17 protein-coding genes are annotated in these 13,193 nt (G+C 69.2%); 9 read left to right on the top strand and 8 right to left on the bottom strand.

Annotated features, from left to right (window positions below; translation table 11 throughout):
• From C0461_RS10525 to C0461_RS10515, 3 genes are all read right to left on the bottom strand, one after another.
• A partial coding sequence (locus C0461_RS10525) for a hypothetical protein (RefSeq protein ID WP_292106620.1) occupies nt 1-450 on the bottom strand: 450 nt, incomplete at its 3' end.
• A 124-nt stretch (nt 451-574) separates the two neighbouring features.
• Nucleotides 575-1,045 carry a hypothetical protein gene (locus C0461_RS10520; RefSeq protein ID WP_292106617.1) on the bottom strand — a complete coding sequence of 157 codons (471 nt, stop codon included), beginning with the start codon at nt 1,043-1,045 and terminating at the stop codon, nt 575-577.
• An 85-nt stretch (nt 1,046-1,130) separates the two neighbouring features.
• Nucleotides 1,131-1,697, bottom strand: a complete 567-nt coding sequence (locus tag C0461_RS10515; RefSeq protein WP_292106614.1) for a hypothetical protein — start codon at nt 1,695-1,697, stop codon at nt 1,131-1,133.
• A gap of 529 nt (nt 1,698-2,226) precedes the next feature.
• Between C0461_RS10515 and C0461_RS10510 the strand changes: the two genes are divergently transcribed.
• The gene (locus tag C0461_RS10510) at nt 2,227-2,544 is read left to right on the top strand and encodes a YdeI/OmpD-associated family protein (RefSeq protein ID WP_292106611.1); all 318 of its coding nucleotides are present in this window, start codon (nt 2,227-2,229) and stop codon (nt 2,542-2,544) included.
• A 130-nt stretch (nt 2,545-2,674) separates the two neighbouring features.
• On the opposite strand, the gene C0461_RS10505 is transcribed toward C0461_RS10510, so the two are convergent.
• The 4 genes from C0461_RS10505 to C0461_RS10490 all read right to left on the bottom strand — a co-directional run bounded on the left by C0461_RS10505 (nt 2,675) and on the right by C0461_RS10490 (nt 6,480).
• Nucleotides 2,675-3,640, bottom strand: a complete 966-nt coding sequence (locus C0461_RS10505) for a WD40 repeat domain-containing protein (protein ID WP_292106608.1) — start codon at nt 3,638-3,640, stop codon at nt 2,675-2,677.
• Nucleotides 3,637-4,707 (bottom strand): GTP-binding protein, encoded by a 1,071-nt coding sequence (locus C0461_RS10500; protein WP_292106606.1) that lies wholly within the window; start codon nt 4,705-4,707, stop codon nt 3,637-3,639. Before C0461_RS10500 ends, C0461_RS10505 begins: the two co-directional genes overlap by 4 nt.
• A 42-nt stretch (nt 4,708-4,749) precedes the next feature.
• Complete coding sequence (locus C0461_RS10495) at nt 4,750-5,670, bottom strand: cation diffusion facilitator family transporter (protein WP_292106604.1); 921 nt, start codon at nt 5,668-5,670, stop codon at nt 4,750-4,752.
• 147 nt (nt 5,671-5,817) lie between these two features.
• Nucleotides 5,818-6,480: a hypothetical protein gene (locus C0461_RS10490; protein WP_292106601.1), complete on the bottom strand. Its 663-nt coding sequence runs from the start codon at nt 6,478-6,480 to the stop codon at nt 5,818-5,820.
• A gap of 146 nt (nt 6,481-6,626) precedes the next feature.
• Between C0461_RS10490 and C0461_RS10485 the strand changes: the two genes are divergently transcribed.
• A complete protein-coding gene (locus C0461_RS10485) occupies nt 6,627-7,478 on the top strand; it encodes an ion transporter (protein WP_292106598.1) in 852 nt (283 codons plus the stop codon).
• A 1-nt stretch (nt 7,479) separates the two neighbouring features.
• Here the strand turns inward: C0461_RS10485 and C0461_RS10480 are convergent, their stop codons facing one another.
• A complete protein-coding gene (locus C0461_RS10480) occupies nt 7,480-8,055 on the bottom strand; it encodes a hypothetical protein (RefSeq protein WP_292106595.1) in 576 nt (191 codons plus the stop codon).
• A 225-nt stretch (nt 8,056-8,280) separates the two neighbouring features.
• Between C0461_RS10480 and rplU the strand changes: the two genes are divergently transcribed.
• The 7 genes from rplU to gshB all read left to right on the top strand — a co-directional run bounded on the left by rplU (nt 8,281) and on the right by gshB (nt 13,176).
• Entirely contained in the window at nt 8,281-8,868 is a 588-nt protein-coding gene (rplU, locus tag C0461_RS10475; RefSeq protein WP_021696079.1) for a 50S ribosomal protein L21, read from the top strand.
• A 109-nt stretch (nt 8,869-8,977) separates the two neighbouring features.
• Nucleotides 8,978-9,253: a 50S ribosomal protein L27 gene (gene rpmA / locus C0461_RS10470; RefSeq protein WP_292106590.1), complete on the top strand. Its 276-nt coding sequence runs from the start codon at nt 8,978-8,980 to the stop codon at nt 9,251-9,253.
• Between the two features lie 171 nt (nt 9,254-9,424).
• Nucleotides 9,425-9,958, top strand: coding sequence for a GNAT family N-acetyltransferase (locus C0461_RS10465; protein ID WP_292106588.1), 534 nt, complete (start codon nt 9,425-9,427; stop codon nt 9,956-9,958).
• Nucleotides 9,959-10,046: 88 nt separating this feature from the next.
• Nucleotides 10,047-10,922, top strand: a complete 876-nt coding sequence (rsmI, locus tag C0461_RS10460) for a 16S rRNA (cytidine(1402)-2'-O)-methyltransferase (protein ID WP_292106586.1) — start codon at nt 10,047-10,049, stop codon at nt 10,920-10,922.
• The gene (locus tag C0461_RS10455) at nt 10,922-11,338 is read left to right on the top strand and encodes a YraN family protein (RefSeq protein ID WP_292106585.1); all 417 of its coding nucleotides are present in this window, start codon (nt 10,922-10,924) and stop codon (nt 11,336-11,338) included. Before rsmI ends, C0461_RS10455 begins: the two co-directional genes overlap by 1 nt.
• A 7-nt stretch (nt 11,339-11,345) precedes the next feature.
• Nucleotides 11,346-12,161: a transglutaminase family protein gene (locus C0461_RS10450; RefSeq protein ID WP_292106582.1), complete on the top strand. Its 816-nt coding sequence runs from the start codon at nt 11,346-11,348 to the stop codon at nt 12,159-12,161.
• A gap of 73 nt (nt 12,162-12,234) precedes the next feature.
• Nucleotides 12,235-13,176 carry a glutathione synthase gene (gshB, locus tag C0461_RS10445; RefSeq protein WP_292106580.1) on the top strand — a complete coding sequence of 314 codons (942 nt, stop codon included), beginning with the start codon at nt 12,235-12,237 and terminating at the stop codon, nt 13,174-13,176.
• Nucleotides 13,177-13,193: the final 17 nt, after the last annotated feature.

Below are 13,193 nucleotides of genomic sequence, written 5' to 3'. Positions count from 1 at the left end.
TTCGCGCCGTTCGGCGGCCTCGCGCTCCATGCGGGCCTCGCGGGCGGCGATCGCCTCATAGTGGGCGAAGGGCTTCAAGTCCTTGTACAGGCGCATCCAGCCGCGGGCCTCGATCACGCGGCCGGCGGCCACGGCCGCCTGGATGTGGCTCCAGCACCTGTCGAGCATCTGGGCGGCGGTGAGGGGGGCGTCCCCGATAGCGCCTGACGGCGCTTCCGGGATGACAAGGGGCTCGTCCTGCTGCGGCGGTGTGTCGGGCTGCGGCTGGTCCATGCGGCGCCAGCCCTCCCGCAGGGCGCGGCGGCGGAAGGTGGCCAGGCGCAGGTCGTGGCGGCGGCAGACCGCCTCGGCGGGAGAGCCGGCCAGATATTCATCGCGGGCGGCGTCCCAGCGGCGGGCGTCTCCGGTCAGGGGGCGGTTGCGGGCGGGGGGTGCAGGGTCGATGCTCATGCCGCCAGTCTGCGGCGCCCCGGAGCAGCGGGATGAAAAACAGGGGTTCAGGACGCCGACCCCTTGTTTGCAGGGGCATTGGTTGGCGGAAATGCGGGATTAAGGGGCCGGTTAAGGCGCTGGGTCAGGCTTTCGCCTCGCCGAGGTCGGCGATTGCGGCATTACGGACGTCGACCAGCACCAAGCCGACGTCCACACCGCCCCCAAACTCGCCGGGCACGAGCGTTCCCATGGAAAGCCTCTGGGGGCCGAATCCGTCGATCACGACGTAGGTGTGGTGACCTTCCCAGGCCATGACGCCGATCTGCTTTCCCGCTTCGTGTGCGTATTCGGGCCAAGGCTTGCCCCGCACATGAACCCGCAATGTCTTCCAGTCGAAGCTGTCGCCATCGACCGGCGCCAGAACATGCAGTTCCGGCCGTGTCGGGGTGGACAGGCGGAAGACAAGGATGCGCCAGCCCTTGCCCCAGCCGTCTGGCGGCATGCGCCGGTATCGAAGCCGGCGGGTCAGGCGGCGGAGACCGCCGACGGCGCGGTAGTACAGGCGGCCGTATCGCCACGGGATATGGCGCTCAATGAATTCATGGATGGTCATAGTCCGTCTCCAGATGAGGAGGCGCGGCCGCTGCGCGGACGCCAAAGGCATTTCGGCGAGGTCGCGCCATTCACCGAAGGCAGTCTCAAAGAGGGTCGCTCCAGTAGGCCCAGTCAAAAACCTCGCGATTTTCGTCATCCATCGCGGTGACGAGGGCTGTGGCCGCAGGCACGTGAGGCTGCCACCGATGCGGCCAGCCCAGTCGAGCTTCAATCTCCCGGAGCAGGGAATCGCCGCCGTTGGCCGCATGCAGCAAGGTCTCCACCAGCAGTCCGGCGCCGGCCCTGTCCCGGGGGCCGGAGCGCCAGCCGGCCAGCCGCGCCCGCGCCAGCGCCAGATGGCCGTGCAGCTCCACCGCTCGCCCCAAGATGTCGCGCGGCATCAGCCCCGAGGACGAAACAAGGCCCGGCCAGGTCTGCGGCTCGCCGAGCGCGTGCATGTCGAGGAAAAGCTGGTCGATCGGTACACCGTCCGCCTGACGGCGCGCGAGGGCCTCGGCCAACCCGGCGGCCTCGGCGCAGAGCCCGCGGGCCTCGGCGTGCAGGACGCCCAGAAGCGTTCGAATCCGGCGGCGCTCCCGGAGCCACGCTGCGAGGATGGCGGTCAGCAGGATCACGAAGGTCGCCGAGGTCGCGATGTCGGCCATGTCCATGGTGAGGTCTCCCCTGATGTTCCGTCAGGGAAGATGGGGGCCGTCCCGACCCGGCCAAGCCGCCGTCACGTACCGTCAGGGCCGTCCACCTTATGAGTCGGCGAAAACGCGCCCGGTTTGATTGCGAACGATCCGGCGCGGCCCAACTTCATCAGAAAAGAGAGAGCCATGGATCTGAACTCATATCGGTATCGTGTCGTCGTGGACTGGGTCGATCCCGAGACCGGAGAACCGCGGCAGACCGAGTTCGAGGCCCACCAGTTTTCTGTCGGCAGAGCGGGGCGGATCATGGCGACCCAGTCCAGGGGGGCAGCTTTAACTTCTCTCACTTCGTAGCCGCTCGCCTTGAGCGGATCGCCGAGCCCAAGGCGATCTGATCCAGATCGGAGGCCCGCCAAGGGCGTGTTTGCTGGCGACCCATCGGGGACCTTCACGCTTGCGCCCGATCTTACCGGGCTGGGCTGTGAAGTTGACCGAAAAACGCGCATCTTGAGGCTACCTTCAGGCGGATCAACTCAGGAGCGGCATGATGGATGATTTTCCGCAAGGCGTTGTCCACGAAGCGGGCTCCGACCTTCAAGCGGCAATCCGATCGGATGCGAAGGTCTTTGAACTGTGGGCAGGCCTGACCCCGCTCGGGCGAAACGAGTTCATTTGCTGGGTGGACGACGCCAAGCAGGCGAAGACGCGTTTGCGAAGGATAGAACGAACGTCCGAGGAACTGCTGGAAGGCAAGAAGCGGCCCTGCTGCTGGGCGGGCTGCATACACCGAACCGACAAGGCGCCGAGCCGGTGGCAGCAGGCCGTTTTGATCGACCAGAAGTCGGGCGTCTCGCGAAGCAGATAAACAGATCCCGGATTAGTGCGCCGAACGCCACTTGGTCCGCATTGTTGATTGTCCGCTCACCACCCGCAGCGGACCTTCCCAACGTCCGGTCCGGGGGGTTGTCCGCCACCCCGCACAAGGGCGCCGTCCCTCAGAGGACCGTCACCCCCGCCTCGCCGTCCTCGTCGGCCCAGGCCACCCGGGTTCCGTCCGCGCTCATGGCGAGGGCGGCGATGGGGGCGCCGCGGTCGGCGCGGATGTAGTTGAGACCCTGGGCGGCGGGCTCGGCGACCCAGACCCGGCCGTCGGACAGGCCCGCGGCCAGCTTCGGGTGGTCGACCGCGGCGGCGACCAGAACCACCTGGGATCCGGCGTCATAGCCGATCTCGGTGGCCTCCCTGCCCATGGGTCCGTTAGATCCGATGAACGGCCACAGCACGCTTCCCTGGGCGCCCGAGGTGGCCAGCAGCGCCCCCCTGGACAGGAAGGCCATGGCCCGCACCCTGGACGGATAGCCGCCCATGCGCATGTCCTTTGAATCCTTCAGCCGCCAGCCGTGCAGCTGGGCGTCCTGCATGGTGGAGACGACGAAATTGCCGTCGGGGGAGAAGGTGACGCCGGTGTGCGACCCGGCCCATTTCAGGAAGGTCGGCTTCTGCTTTTCGATGCGGGCGAACCACAGGGCGACGCCGCCGTAGGTGGAGGCGGCCAGCCGGCGCCCCTTGGGGTCGAAGGCCAGGCCCGAGACGGTGCGCTCGTGCTCGAAGGTGCGGCGGAAGGCCGGGTCCTTGACGTCCAGCACCGTCACCGTGCGCCCTGCGGAGAAGGCGATCAGGCCCGAGGCGGGCGATGCGGCCACGGCGTCGATCCAGGCGCCTTTGGCCGCCGCCAGTTGGCCCGCGTCCTCGCGCCGGCTCCACACCAGCTTGCCGTCGTCGCCGCCGGTGACGACGCCTTCGCCGGAGGGGTGGACGGCGGCCGACAGAACCGGGCCGCCGTGGGCGTCCACGCGCTCGCCGGTGTCGAACCGCACCGCCCCGTCCCCGAGGGTGAAGACCGCGCCCCTGTGATCGAACAGGGCGGCGGTGGGCTGGGCGTCGAAGGAGAACCGGCTCACGCGGCGCAGGCCTCGAAGCCGGCCTTCAGCGCCGCCTCGTCCAGATCGCGGCCGATGAAGACCGCGCGGCTCCAGCGCCGCTCCTTTTCGCCCCAGGGCTTCTGCAGGTCGCCTTCGAGGATCATGTGGACGGCCTGGAACACCAGCCGGCGGTCCTCGCCCGCCACCTCGATGATGCCCTTGGCGCGCAGGATGTCCTGACCCTTGGTGGCCAGAAGCTCGTCCAGCCAGCGAGTGAACTTGCCGCCGTCGATGGGCCGGTCCAGCGAAAGGCTGATGCCCCGGATGTCGTCGCCGTGGTCGTGGCCGCGCGGGCCGTGGTGGTGGTCATGATCGTGGTCGTGGCTGTGATCATGGTCGTGATCGTGGCCGCAGTGATCGTCGTGCACATGGCCCGGCTCGCCGTGGGCCGGGTTGGCGAAGGCGGGGCGGATGTCGGTGATGCGCTCCAGATCAAAGCCGCCCAGCCCCAGCACCTGGTCCAGCGGCACGTCGGCGCGCTGGGCCCGCATCACCGGGGCGATGGGGTTCAGGGCGCGCAGGCGGGCCTCGATGGCCACAAGCTGCGCCTCGTCCACCAGATCGGTCTTGTTCAGGATGATGCGGTCGGCGAAGGCGATCTGCTCGCGCGCCTCGCGGGAGTCGTCCAGCCGCGCCATGATGTGCAGGGCGTCGGCCAGGGCCGTGACGCTGTCCAGCCGGGTCTTCTCGCGCACCTCGTCGTCCACGAAGAAGGTCTGGGCCACCGGACCGGGATCGGCCAGGCCCGTGGTCTCGACGATGATGGCGTCGAAGGCGGGCTTGCCGGGGCGCTGGCGCTTCATCAGGCCCGAGACCACCCGGATCAGATCGCCGCGCACGGTGCAGCAGACGCAGCCGTTGTTCATCTCGAACACGTCCTCGTCGGCGCCGACCACCAGATCGTTGTCGATGCCGATCTCGCCGAACTCGTTGACGATCACGGCGTAACGCTTGCCGTGGTCCTCGGTCAGGATGCGGTTGAGCAGGGTGGTCTTGCCGGCGCCGAGGTAGCCGGTCAGCACGGTCACGGGTGTCTTGTCGGTCATGAGCGCCAGATGGCGCCTCAACGGGCCGTTGCCAAGGGCGGATCAGCAGTCGGGGCAGTCGGCCTGGGCCGCGTCCTCGATCTGGAAGGTGGTATGGGTGACGCCGAACCCGGCCGCCGCCTTCTGGGCCTGGGCCAGCAGGTCGGCGGGCGCGGCCGCGCTGCGCACCAGATGGGCGGTCAGGGCGGCGTCGGTGGTGGACAGGCCCCAGACGTGCAGATCGTGCACCGCCGCCACGCCGGGCAAGGCCAGCAGCGCCTGACGCACCGCGCTGACATCCATGCCCGCCGGGGCCCCGTCCAGCGCCAGGGTCACCGAGTCCTTCAGCAGCCCCCAGGTCGCCCACAGGATCACCGCCACGATCACCAGGCTGATCATGGGGTCGATGATGGTCCAGCCGCTGAACATGATCACCAGCCCGGCCGCCACCACGCCCAGGGACACCGCCGCATCGGCCATCATGTGAAGATAGGCGCCGCGCACGTTCAGGTCCTTGTGCTGGTCCCTCAGGAACAGCAGGGCGGTGCCCAGGTTGATGACAAAGCCGATGCCGGCCACCACGACGATGAAGCCGGACGCCACCTCCACCGGGTTCATCAGGCGCTGGAACGCCTCCCAGGTGATCCAGCCGCAGGCGGCCAGCAGCAGGATGGCGTTGGCCAGGGCGGCCAGCACGGTGCCCTTGCGATAGCCGTAGGTCAGGGAATCCCGCGCCCGCTTGCGCGCCAGCCACGCCGCGCCCCCGGCCAGGGCCAGGGCCAGCACGTCCGACAGATTGTGCCCGGCGTCGGCCATCAGGGCGGTGGAGCCGCTGATCAGCCCGGCCCAGAACTCCACGATCACGAAGCCCAGGTTCAGGGCCAGTGCGACCAGATAGCGCCAGTCACCCGTGTCCACCGGCGCATGGTGGTGGCCGTGGGCGTGCCCGTGACCATGTCCGTGATGATGATGGTCGTGCGCCATGACGGTCAGGCTTAGAGCATGATCGTTTCGGACGGAACCGCGCAGCGGTTCCGGCTGAAGCGTGAATCATGCTCTCGCTTTCATCTGGCGCCTGATTCACGGCATCGGCGGAATCGCGAGGCGATTCCGCCTCAACCGATCAGGCGCCTAGAGCGGACCGAACGCCACGAGAAGGCCCAGAATGATCAGGGCGGCGCCGAGGATGGCGCCCTCGAAGCGCGCCAGCCGCTCCAGCCTCAGCAGGGACGCGCCCATGAAGGCCGCCCCGGTCAGGAGCACCATGCCAAGGATGGTGCCGCCCGCGAAGGCCAGGGTCAGCAGGATCAGGCCGTAAAGGCCATGCTGGGCGCCGGAGAGATAGAGCGGCAGCAACACCTCGCCCGGGGACAGGGCCAGAAGCGCCATCAGGCCCAGGAAGGCCGCCCGGTCCGACACCGCCCGGCCGGGCGTGTCCCGTCCCGGCTCGTCCCGCCCTGACGAGGCGCGCGTCCGGAACGCCCGCACCAGATAGTACCCCCCGAAGGCGAACATCATGGCCGCCGCGATCCAGGGCAGAATCCCGGCCAGCCGCTCCTCCAGCGCCAGGCCCGCCATCACGATCAGCCCGCCGACGATCGCCGTGGAGATCACATGCACCATGCCGGCGAGGGCTGCGGCGCCCAGGGTCATGCGGGCGCGCCATCCCTGGGCCCGGCCCACCAGCACGAAGGGCAGCCAGTGGGTCGGCAGGGCGGCGTGCAGGAAGGCGGCGACGAACCCGCCCCAGATGAGGGGCGCCAGCAGGCTTTCGGCGGCGGCGGGGTCGGTCATGGCCGCGCCCCATAGCGCGTTATTCTGTAACGCACGACCCCTGATCCATCTGTCGTCTCGCCGCAGGGCGCGCGCCCTGCTGGATTTCCGTTGCGGGGCGGGCCACATGGGGCGTCACCCCAACCGCCAAGCCACGGACGCCGCCCTTGCAATCCCTGCGCGCCCTTCTCGCCTCCCGCCGCACCGAACAGGTCATCACCGCCCTGATCGTGCTCAACGCCATCATCCTGGGGCTGGAGACCAGCCCGACGGTCATGGCCTCCTGGGGGCGCTGGCTGCACTGGGCCGACAGCATCCTGCTGACCGTGTTCGTGATCGAGATCGGCGCGCGACTGGTGGTGCACCGGCTGGCCTTCTTCCGGGACCCGTGGAGCCTGTTCGATTTCGTGGTGGTGGGCGTGGCCCTGGTCCCGGCCACCGGCGCCTTCTCGGTGCTGCGCGCCCTGCGGGTGCTGCGGGTGCTGCGCCTGATCACCGTGGCGCCGTCGCTGAAGCGGGTGGTCTCGGCCCTGATCTCGGCCCTGCCCGGCATGGGCGCCATCGTCATGCTGCTGGCGCTGGTCTTCTATGTCTCGGCGGTGATGGCCACCATGCTGTTCGGCGAGAGCTTCCCCCAGTGGTTCGGCAGCCTGGGGGCCTCGGCCTACTCCCTGTTCCAGATCATGACCCTGGAAAGCTGGTCCATGGGCATCGTGCGCCCGGTGATGGAAGTCTATCCCTACGCCTGGGCCTTCTTCGTGCCGTTCATCCTGGCCACCGCCTTCACCATGCTGAACCTGTTCATCGGGGTGGTGGTCTCGGCCATGCAGGAGGAGCACGACGACCTGCTCAAGGCCGATCACGAGGAGGTGGAGGCCCACCTGCGCCAGGCCGCGGCCGAGCGCGAACAGGCCCGCACGGAATCCGCGGCCGAGGCCCGCGCCATGACCGACGAGCTCAAGGCCATGCGCGCCGAGATGGCGGAGTTGCGGGACCTGCTGGCGCGGCGGGGAGCCTGATTCAGTCCGTCCAGCCCCACGGGGCGGGCGGGGCGTCGATCTCGCGGGTCAGGTCGAACTCCACCCGATAGGCGCGGGGCGTGCCCACCCGCACGGCCGCATAGATGAAGCGGTCATCCTGCACCTCCATGAACCAGACGCTGGGGTGCGAATTGGGCCTGCGGTCCCAGGTGGCCTGGTCCGCCGGGAACATCTTGATGCGGTCATTGCCCGGATTGGGCGTGAAGCCCCCGTACTGGGTGGCGTCCTCTTCCGATCCGTCCTCGTGCCGGTGGTCGTGGCGCAGTTCGATGCGGCCGTCCTCGTGACGGGTCAGAACCCAGGTGCGCGACAGGTCGTCGCCCACCACGAAGGGAATGCGGATGCGCTGCGGCGAACAATCCCGCACATGCATGACCAGGGCCCTGCCCTGGAACGCCGTGTCGCCCTCGGGCGCCTGGACCAGGGTTCCGCCGAACGCCTTGCCGCACAGGGCGGTGAGATTCGCCCAGTAGGCGTCCACCGGATCAGCCGTCGCCGGCTGGGCCATCAGGACGAGGGCGGGGATCGCGGCGAGGACGGACAGACGGCGTGACATGAAGCGCTCCTTGATGGACGGACGGACGGCAGCTTGCCCGGCCTGCGCCCGTCAGGCCATAGTCAGGCCGAACCGGCGGCGAACACCCTTGCCCGATGGGAAAATCGGGCCTCATCCCCCCGTTTCGCGTTGACTCAAACCGGCCTGTCCGTATATGTCGCCGCTCTTCGCCCGCAGGGTCACCTCGCGGGCGCACATCTTTTTGCGTTCCAGCCGAGGCTTAATATGTACGCGGTGATCAAAACCGGCGGCAAGCAATACCGGGTCCAACCGGGTGACGTGATCGTGGTCGAGAAGCTCGACGGCGACGCGGGCTCTGACGTCAGCTTCGGCGAAGTCATGATGCTGGGCGGCGACAAGGGCGTGACCCTGGGCGCCCCGCTCATCAAGGGCGCCTCCGTGGCGGCCACTCTGGTCGAAACCCGCAAGGGCGAGAAGATCAAGATCTTCAAGAAGATCCGCCGGCAGGGCTATCGCCGCACCAACGGCCATCGCCAGATGGAGAGCGTGCTGCGCATCACCGGCATCGAAGGCGACGGCCAGTCGGCCAAGTGGGACGGCAAGGCCGAGGTTCTGACCAAGGCCGAAATGAACGCCCGCGCCCGCGGCCTGGCCCCGCGCGTCGAGGCCGAGCCGAAGAAGGCCCCCAAGGCCAAGGCTGAAGCCGCTCCGGCCGAGACCGCCGAAGCGCCCGCCAAGAAGGCTCCGGCCAAGAAGGCCGCCGCCCCCAAGGCTGAAGCCAAGACCGAGGCCAAGGCCCCGGCCAAGAAGGCGCCCGCCAAGAAGGCCGCGCCCAAGGCCGACAAGGAATAGTCCGCACGATTGGCCGTTTGGCCTTTCGCGCATTAGTATAGAGACACGCGCTCAAGCAGCGAGGGACCGGGTCCCGAGCGTAGCGCCCTAAGGAACACGGAGCAGACCCATGGCTCACAAGAAATCCGGCGGTTCGTCGAATAACGGTCGCGACTCTGAGTCCAAGCGCCTCGGCGTGAAGAAGTTCGGCGGCGAGCGCGTGCTGGCCGGCAACATCATCATCCGCCAGCGCGGCACCAAGTGGCACCCCGGCGACAACGTCGGCCTGGGCCGTGACCACACCATTTTCGCCCTTGTGCAGGGTGCGGTGAAATTCACCACCAAGCGTGGCGGGCGTTGTTACGTCTCCGTGCTTCCGGCCGAACAGGCCGCGGCCGCCGAATAGGCGCGAAATCCAGGAAATCTCCCGGATCGCGCTGGCCAGAACAGCAGCGATCCGGACCAGGGAAATATTCCGCGGGGAGTCTGGATCGACCAGGCTCCCTTTTTCGTTTCCCCGCCTCGAGAGACCGGTCCGAGCCCTCCAAGGAGACCGGCGTGAGTTGAGGCTTCGCCCATGTGCGTCATAGAAACCTCCCCCGTCATCGAGACGCGGCGCCTGGCCCTGCGCGCCCCGGGCGCCCAGGACATCTCCCGCATCGCCCAACTCGCCGGCGATCCCGAGATCGCGCGCATGACGTGCCGCATGCCCTCGCCGTTCCGCACCGAGGACGCCGAGGCCTTCGTCATGAACGTGGCCATGCAGGACCCGCGCCGGGCCAACACCTTCGTCATCGAGCACGAGGACCACGGCCCCGTCGGGGTGCTGGGCCTGTTCCACGACAAGGATCGCGCGCCCGAGATGGGCTACTGGATCGGCAAGCCCTTCTGGGGCCGGGGTCTGGCCACCGAGGCGGCGCAGGGCGCCCTGGCCTGGGCCAAAGGCCGCTGGAGCAAGAAGGCGCTCATCGCCGGCCACTTCGCCGACAATCCGGCGTCGGGACGCGTGCTGGAGAAGGCCGGATTTCTCTACACCGGCGAAACCCGCCGCCAGTTCAGCCGCGCCCGCAACGCCGAGGTGGACACCCGCATGATGCTCTGGCTGGCCTGAGGACGACCCGCCCGCCGGGGAGATCGCCGCTGTTTCGCTTGAGCCGGATCGCGGGCGCTGGCACGGTTGGAGGATGACGGATCCTTCGATGATCTCCCCCTTTCCGCCCATGGCGCCGCCGCCCCGGCCGGTGCAGCCGGGCCTGTATCTGGTCTCCACGCCCATCGGGAACCTGCGCGACATCACCCTCAGGGCGCTGGACGTGCTGAAGGCCGCCGACCTGATCCTGGCCGAGGACACGCGCGTCACCGGCAAACTGTTATCGGCCTATGGCCTCAAGGCCCGGCTGGAGCGGTGCGACGACCACGCTTCGGAACGGGCGGCCGGGGGCGCGGTGGAGCGGGTGCGCGAGGGTCAGGTGGTGGCGCTGGTGTCGGACGCCGGCACGCCCATGGTGTCGGACCCCGGCTTCGTGGTGGCCCGGGCCATGATCGCGGCGGGCCTGCCGGTCCATCCGGTGCCCGGCCCCTCCAGCCTGCTGGCGGCGCTGGCGGTGGCGGGCCTGCCCGCCGACCGGGTGCTTTTCGCCGGCTTCCTGCCTGCCAAGAGCGGCCAGCGGCGCACGGCGCTGGAGGCGCTCAAGCCCATCCGCGCCACCCTGGTGTTCTTTGAAAGCGGGCCGCGTCTGGCCGGCAGCCTGGCCGACATGGCCGCGGTGCTGGGCCCCCGCCCCGCCGCCGTGGCCCGGGAGCTGACCAAGCTGTACGAGGAGTGCGTGCGCGGCGATCTGGTGCAACTGGCCGCCAAGCCGCAGCTGGACGGCCCGCGCGGCGAGCTGGTGGTGGTGATCGGCCCCGGCGAGGACGAACAGGCCAGCGAGGCCGACGCCGACGCCGCCCTTGTGGACGCCCTGAAGCGGGCCGGTCCCGCCGATGCGGCCTCCGAGGTCTCCAAGGCGCTGGATCTGCCCAGAAAAATTCTCTACCGGCGCGCCCTGGCGCTGCAGGGCAAGGACCCGGCCTGATGCGCCCGCCCCCCGCCCCGGCCCGTGCGAAGGCGGCGTGGCGGATCGGGCTGGGTGCGAAGGCGCACAAGGCGGGGCACGCGGCCGAATGGCTGGCGGCCGCCCTGTTGATGGCCAAGGGTTATCAGGTGCTGGGCTTCCGCCTGAAGAGCCGGGCGGGGGAGATCGACCTGCTGGCCCGGCGCGGCCAGGTTCTGGCGGTGGTGGAGGTCAAGCGCCGCGCCACCCTGGAGCAGGCCCTGACCGCCCTGAGCGCGCCCCAGAAGGCGCGCCTGCTGGCGGCGGGGAAGGCCGTGGCGAAAAACCGGCCCTCGCTCAAGACCCTGTCATTGCGGCTGGACATGGTGGCTCTGGCCCCCGGTCGGTTTCCCCGGCATGTTCGGGGCCTGTCGCAGGAGAGCCTGAGACGATCATGAGGTGGATGTGACGCGCGAGGAGGCGGAACAGGTTCTGACCGAGGCCGGCACGGCCGAGGACGACGCCTTCCCGCTGCTGGAGGCGGCGATCGCCTGCGCCATCCACGACTATCCGCACCGGGAGACGACGCCGGTCCGCACCCTGGCCGCCAACGCCGCCGAACGGCTGACGGAGCGCATGGCCCGCGAGTCCCACGACGACGCCCTGGTGGAGACCATGGCCTCGGACCTGCGGCTGAACGGCGACCTGCTGCATTACGACGACCCGGCCAACACCGACATCATCGACGTGGCCGAGCGGCGACGCGGCCTGTCGGCGGCCCTGGCGGTGTTCTACATCCATGCCGCGGCACAGGCGGGGCTGGTCTGCCGGGGGGTGGATTTTCCGGGCCACTTCCTGCTGCGGGTCGAGACGGCGGACGGGGCGGTGGCGCTGGACCCGTTCAGCCAGGGCCGCATCGTCATGCCGTCGGAGCTGACGCGCCGGGCCCTGCTGGCCGGGCTGACCCCCCATGTGGCGGACCGGCTGGACCTGCTGATGGCCCCGGTGACGGACCGGCAGGCCCTGATCCGGCTGCAGAACATGCTGTTCGTGCGCGCCCTGAGACGCGAGGATTTCGAGGGCGCCGAACGCTCGGCCCTCCGGCGCGTGCTGCTGGATCCGGAGGATCACCGGCCCTGGCTGGACGTGGCCACGGCGCGGGAGAAGCAGGGCGCCCTGGCCGGAGCGCTGACGGCGCTGGACCGGGCGCGGGGTCTGGACGGTCACGGCGAGGCGAACGCCCGCAGCGCCCATGACCGCATCCGGCTGCGCCTGAACTGACGGGTCCGCCTTGCGCCCGGGACGCGCTGAGTCCATCTGCAAGCCCTCATCGTTACGCTTCAAGGACACCGCCATGCTCAAGGTCGCCATCCAGATGGACCCCATCGAGGCGGTCAATATCGAGGCGGACACCACCTTCCTGCAGGCCATCACCGCGCAGGAGCGCGGCCACCGTTTGTGGGTCTATGACGTGGCCACCCTGGCGCTGGAGGACGGGCGGCTGTTCTGCCGCGCGCGGCCGGTGACCCTGCGCCAGACCGTGGGCGATCACGTGACCTTCGGCGACTGGGCGAAGCTGGACCTGGCCGAGGACATCGACGTGATCCTGATGCGTCAGGATCCGCCCTTCGATATGGCCTATGTGACCGCCACCTATCTGCTGGAGACGATCCATCCGAAGACCCTGGTGGTCAACGACCCGACCGAGGTCCGGAACGCGCCGGAGAAGCTGTTCGCCACGCGGTTCGCCGGGCTGCAGCCACCGACCCTGATCTCGTCGGACCCGGCGGCCCTGGCCGATTTCCACCAGCGGCACGGGGACGTGGTGCTCAAGCCCCTGCATGGGGCGGCGGGCTCGGGCGTGGTGCGGCTCAAGGCCGATGATCCCAATCTGGAGGCGCTGGTGGAGATCCACGCCGGGATCAGCCGCGACCAGCTGGTGATCCAGAAATTCATCCCGGCGGTGGAAGCCGGCGACAAGCGCATCATCCTGATCGACGGCGAGCCCGTGGGCGCCATCAACCGGGTGCCGCTGAAGGGCCATGTGCGCTCCAACCTGCGGGTGGGCGGCCGGGCCGAGGCGGTGGCGCTGACCGCCCGCGACCGCGAGATCTGCGCGGCGCTCGCGCCCGAGCTGAAGCGGCGTGGCCTGATCTTCGTGGGCATCGACGTGATCGGCGACTATCTGACCGAGATCAATGTGACCTCGCCCACCGGTGCGGTGCAACTGAAGCAGTTCACGGGCGTCAACGCGGCGGCCCTGATGTGGGATGTGATCGAGGCGAAGGTCGGCTGACCTAACGGCGCTATTGC

Source organism: Brevundimonas sp., assembly GCF_013823285.1.
Lineage (GTDB): Bacteria > Pseudomonadota > Alphaproteobacteria > Caulobacterales > Caulobacteraceae > Brevundimonas.
Note: the sequence above shows the minus strand (reverse complement) of the source record. Positions and strands in the feature narration are given on the sequence as shown.